Origin of the sequence: Burkholderia sp. Ac-20345 (assembly GCF_017104825.1) — a bacterium.
Taxonomy (GTDB): domain Bacteria; phylum Pseudomonadota; class Gammaproteobacteria; order Burkholderiales; family Burkholderiaceae; genus Burkholderia; species Burkholderia lata_B.
In genome coordinates, this window is sequence record NZ_JAAGPO010000356.1 from 1 (window position 1) to 5,194 (window position 5,194).

Genomic DNA, 5,194 nt, shown 5'->3' on the forward strand with positions numbered 1-5,194 from the left:
TAGGCGCGCCAGCGGCCGTAGGCGGTTGCCGCGGTGTCGCCGATCGCGACGGCCGGAAGCTGGAGGCGCGCGCAGCGCCGCAGCAGGCACGCGGTGTCGGCGGCGTCCGGCATGCCGCGTACGATCGGCAGCAACTCCAGTTCGTCGTCGTATTCGGCGCGCAGTGCGCGCAGCCATCGTCCGGCGAAGAGCGGCAGGCATCCCGCCGACGCGATGCCGCACAGCACGAGCAGGCGATCGTCGCGACCGTCGCGAATCGCGAGCAGCCGGGCGGCGACGCGGGACGAAGCGGGTGCCGTCGTCATTGCGCGGCCGTGCCGTCGGCGTGTGCGCCCGTACCGCTCGCGGCACGCGGATACGCGCCGAGGACGCGCAGTTCGGCGGCGGCGAGCGCGACTTCGTCGAGCGCCGCGCGCACGTTCGGATCGAGCGGGTGCCCGCCGAAATCGATGCAGTACCGATACGCATGGCCGGCCCCCCGTGCCGGACGCACATCGACCCACAGCAGCGGTGCGCGGTGGTGGGCGAGCGCATCGAATATGCGCGCGAGCGCGTCGGGCGCATCGGTCGGCCGCAGCACGATGCTCGTGCGGTCGTGGCCGGTCGGGGCGGGCGTCTGCCCGCCGACGATCACGAAGCGCGTGCGGTTGTCCGGATGATCCTGGATCGCCCGGGATACGATTCGCAGTCCGTAAAGCGCGGCCGCCGGTTCGCCGGCGATCGCCGCGCAGTCGTACAGGTGCGAGGCCTCGCGCGCGGCCACCGCGTTGCTGGAAACGGGGATGCGGCGCAGGCCTGGCGCATGCGTGTCGAGCCACACGCGGCATTGTGCGAGTGCCTGCGGATGGCCGACCACGCTGTCGACGCCGGCGAGCGATCCGCTGGCGCTCAGCAGGCAGTGCGCGACCGGCAGTTCGATCTCGCCCGTGACGGGTGCCGCTTGCGCGATCAGCAGGTCGAGCGTGCGGGTCACGCTGCCTTCGGAAGAATTCTCGACCGGCACGACCGCGCATTCCGCGTCGCCGTGCGCGAGCGCTTCGAACACCGCGTCGATCGTCTCGTGTGCCTGCCCGCGGGCGAACTCGCCGAAGTGCCGCAGCATCGCGGCTTCGGTGTAGGTGCCCGACGGGCCGAGGAACGCGACGGACGGCAGCGATTGCGCGTCACGGCTCGCGCGGAACAGCGTTTGCCAGATGGCCTTCAGGTCACGGTCGCGCAGCCCCCACGGCGCGCGCGTGCACAGCTCGGCGACGATCGACGCTTCGCGGGCGGGCTGCTGCACCGCGAGCCCCGCGTGCCGCTTGAGATGACCGATCTCGGTTGCGTGCGCGATGCGCTGGCCGATCAGCGCGAGAAGCTCGTCGTCGATCACGTCGATCTGTGCGCGGCGGCGCGCGATCGCATCGTCGACGGACGACGGGGCGGCAAGTTCGGACGGCGTCATGGCGTTTCGATCCGTGAAGTCGAGGAAACGGCCGGCCGGTGTGCGGCGACGTGCCCGGCTACCACCGGCTGCATGCGCGCGACGGCGCGCTCGTATTCGGCTTCGAGCCGCTCGACGATCTCGGCGACGCTGAGTACCGCGTCCATCGCGCCGACGCCCTGGCCGGCCCCCCAGATGTCACGCCACTGCTTCGCGCCGCCTTCCGGCGAGAAATCGAGCTGCGCGCCGTCGACCCGCGCGAGCCTGCGCGCGTCGAGCCCGGCCGCCTCGATGCTCTGGCGCAGGTAGTTGCCGTGGACGCCGGTGAACGCGTCGGTATAGATGATGTCGGCAGCGCTGGCTTCGACGATCGTGTCCTTGTATCGCTGCACCACGTTTGCTTCGTGCGATGCCAGGAAGCGCGTGCCGATGTACGCGAAGTCGGCGCCGAGCGCGCGCGCGGCGGCGATCGCGTCGCCTGTCGCGATCGCGCCGGACAGTGCGATGAAGCCGTCGTAGAAGCGCCGCACTTCCGTGACCAGCGCGAACGGCGACAGCGTGCCGGCGTGGCCGCCCGCACCGGCCGCGACGAGAACGAGGCCGTCGACGCCGGCTTCCAGCGCCTTCTGCGCATGCCGCACCGTCGTGACGTCGTGCAGCACGATTCCGCCGTAGGCGTGGATCGCGTCGACGATGTCGCGCGACGGTGCGCGCAGGCTCGTGATCATCAGCGGCACACGCCGCTCGATGCAGATGCGCAGGTCCTGTTCGACGCGCGGATTCGACGGATGGCAGATGTGGTTGACCGCGTACGGGCCGACCGGCACATCGGGATGGGCGTCCCGGTACGCACGCAGCGTGCCGTCGATCGTGTCGATCCAGTCGCCGAGCTGCGCGCTGAGCCGCGCGTTGAGCGCGGGAAATGCGCCGACGATCCCGCTCTTGCACTGGGCGAGCACCATCTCGGGATAGCTCGCGATCAGCATCGGAGACGCAATCACCGGCAGCCGGAGACCCTGCAGCGGAAGCGGAATCATGGTCGGGCTCCGGCTCGTTAGCGCGCGAGCGCCGCGCTGTCGCGCCGCTCGCCCAGGCGGCGGTGGAAGCCGTCGCGGCTGACCGCGCAGCGCGTATGCACGCCTTCGCCGACCACGCCCACCGCGTCGCGCACTTCGACCCGGTACGTCATCATGCGGCCGTCGACCTCGATCAGTTCGGCGTCGACCGTCACTTCCCATTCCGGCGGCGTCGGTGCGAGATGCTTGATCTCGAAGTTGTAGCCCACCGTCATCTGCCCGTCCGGCAGCAGATGGTCGGTCGCCTGCATGCAGGTCTGCTCGATGAAGATGATCATGATCGGGCTCGCGAGCGCGTGCGCTTCGCCTCCCCATTGATCGGCGAGCGAAATCGTGTCGACGCGGTGGGTGGCGCGGGCGCGCAGGCCAGTCTGGATAGTCAAGAGAAACTCCTGAAGTGGTGGTGAAAGGTGAGCGGTCACGCCGCGCGCGCCGTGGCGGCCGCGCGTCGTTGCATCTGGCTGAAGATGTTCCGGTAATGCATTTCCTCGGTGCCGCCGGCCGATCCCATTGCGAGCGCGTCAGCGACGAAGGTGGCGAGCGGGCCGTGCCGGTAGCCGTCGCTGCCGTGAATCGCCAGCAGGTGCAGCGCGGCCTGCGCGAGATCGCGTGCGCCTGCGAGCTTCGCGATCGAACAGTTCGCGAGGGCTTCGGGACGCTGCTCGACGAGCAGGTCAAGCGCGGCGCGCGCCGTCCAGCGGGTACGTTCGATGCCGACCTGGACGTCGACCAGCCGGCGCTGCACGTGCTGATGGCTGTCCAGCGCGACGCCGAGCGTCTTGCGGGCGCCGGTGTGTGCGAGCGCGTCGGCGAGGAACGGCTGGGTGACGTTCGCGCACAGCAGGCCGAACAGCGCGCGATTCATCGACGCGATGTCCATCAGCAGGCGCAGTCCGTCGCCGGGCGCGCCGAGCAACTCGTCGGCCTCGACGCGTACGCCGGACAACGCGATGTCTCCGATCGGCAAGTCCGTGACGCCGAGCGTTGCCTGCGGCGCGCTGCGCTGCACGCCTGCGCGTTCGGGATCGATCAGCACCAGCGCGGTGGCCGGCTTGCTGTCGCCGGTCAGGGTCGCAACGATCATCATCAGGCGTGCTTCGGGCGCGTGGCTGATGTTGTACTTGTGGCCATCGAGCCGGTAGTGGTCGCCGTCGCGCACGAGGCCGGTTTCGAGCGCGCGCACTTCGGTGCCGGTGCCTTTTTCCGAGATCGCCGTGGCGCCGATGGCGCCGGACAGCAGCGGTGGCAGATGCCGTGCGCGCTGCACGTCGGAACCGTACGCGACGATCGCGCGAATCAGTGTCGCCTGGTTGGCGAGCGCCATTGCGAAGCCGACGGAGCGCAGCGCCGCGGCGATCGTCTCGAACGCGTCGATGAAGTCGCGCCACGTGCCTCCCGCACCGCCGAGTTCACGCGGTACCGGCAGGCGCCACAGTCCCGCCTCGGACAATGCATCCCATGCATCGCGATGGAATGAGTCGGAAGGGGCGGACTGCGCATGGCGTTCGGCGATGTCGCGGAACGTGGCGGTCGTCGTGTGCTGTGCTTCGCTGGCAGTGATTGTCATGTCGGGGAGCGAGACTTTGCATGGATCGTGTCGCCAATCTAATGAAAAGCCCCCGGCCGAGAAACTGTCAGATATTGCACTCCGGCGCGACGCGCATCAGCGGATGATCCGGGCGAAACGAGCGATGTGACGAACGGTCGAGCATGCTTGTCGAGCGAGGTCGTGATGCCGGTCGCACGCATCGTCGCGAAGGATCGCTGCGAGAGCCGGAGCGCTTCGACGACGGGAAACGATGGCGCGCCGGCCGGTGAAGATGCTGCCGCGCGTCGATCGTGACGGCGAGGCGGTGCCGGGTTGTAGGTCCATCTTTCAAGCGAGTGGAGTCGATTGAGTTCGCACTGCAGATTATTTTAAAAAGACGAGATTCGAACGATGCCGGTTCTCGTGAGTGGAAGCTGGTGGGAAATTCAGTTGCGCACGAGGCCGGCAACCGTACCGATCGCGTATCGAAAGCCCGCGCGGTGCGAATGCGGTGACGAACTTCCAGTCGTGGTGGGACCAGTGTGTCGTGAGCGGAAATACGTTCGCGCCGGATGCCGGGACGCCAGGATGCCCGTGTCGTTGTCGTCGACAGGTCGGACTGTTGCCGGGCGCACTTGCGTTGCATCGGGGCGCGCGACGATGAAATTCGGAATGGAGATGATCAGACAATTAGGGGGGCGATCTTGCTGTCCTGTCCCGGCGATCGGGGAAAACATTTCCAGCTTGCCCCTGTGAAATTGACGTGCTAATTTTTCATGAAATTTATCAGTTTAAATTTCACGGGAGCCCGCATGTTCGTGCAGTCCGACCGTCACGTCGCAAGCTACTACGCCGGCACTTACCCGGCGCCGATCCCGCGTCGTCCGGAACTGGACGAACGCATCGACGCCGACGTGCTCGTCGTCGGTGCGGGTTTCAGCGGGCTGCATACGGCGTTGCGCCTGGCGCTTGCGGGCAAGCGCGTCGTCGTGCTCGAAGCGAGCCGCGTCGCATGGGCCGCGTCGGGCCGCAACGGCGGGCAGGCGCTGCTCGGCTGGTCGTGCGACATGCAGCCGCTCGAGGATTCGCTCGGCCGCGACGGCGCGCGCCTGCTGTGGGACAGCATGCGCTGGGCCGCGGCCGAGGTGCGCGAACTGCCGGCGCGGC

At 68.4% G+C, this 5,194-nt stretch carries 6 protein-coding genes; 1 reads left to right on the top strand and 5 read right to left on the bottom strand.

What is annotated here, in order from left to right; genetic code table 11:
* From G3O06_RS46430 to G3O06_RS46450, 5 genes are all read right to left on the bottom strand, one after another.
* On the bottom strand, nt 1–305 hold a 305-nt coding region (locus tag G3O06_RS46430; RefSeq protein WP_205820099.1), incomplete at its 3' end, for a hypothetical protein.
* Nucleotides 302–1,444 carry a prephenate dehydratase gene (gene pheA / locus G3O06_RS46435; protein ID WP_205820100.1) on the bottom strand — a complete coding sequence of 381 codons (1,143 nt, stop codon included), beginning with the start codon at nt 1,442–1,444 and terminating at the stop codon, nt 302–304. The genes pheA and G3O06_RS46430, both read right to left, overlap by 4 nt.
* On the bottom strand, nt 1,441–2,460 hold the full coding sequence (locus G3O06_RS46440; protein ID WP_205820101.1) for a nitronate monooxygenase family protein: 1,020 nt from the start codon (nt 2,458–2,460) through the stop codon (nt 1,441–1,443). The genes pheA and G3O06_RS46440 overlap by 4 nt, the downstream gene beginning before the upstream one ends.
* Nucleotides 2,461–2,477: 17 nt before the next feature.
* A complete protein-coding gene (locus tag G3O06_RS46445) occupies nt 2,478–2,882 on the bottom strand; it encodes a hotdog domain-containing protein (protein ID WP_174918979.1) in 405 nt (134 codons plus the stop codon).
* Between the two features lie 35 nt (nt 2,883–2,917).
* Nucleotides 2,918–4,066 carry an acyl-CoA dehydrogenase family protein gene (locus G3O06_RS46450; protein ID WP_205820102.1) on the bottom strand — a complete coding sequence of 383 codons (1,149 nt, stop codon included), beginning with the start codon at nt 4,064–4,066 and terminating at the stop codon, nt 2,918–2,920.
* Between the two features lie 773 nt (nt 4,067–4,839).
* On the opposite strand from G3O06_RS46450, the gene G3O06_RS46455 reads away from it, so the two are divergent.
* Nucleotides 4,840–5,194 (top strand): FAD-binding oxidoreductase (locus G3O06_RS46455; protein ID WP_205820103.1); only part of this gene is annotated, 355 nt, incomplete at its 3' end.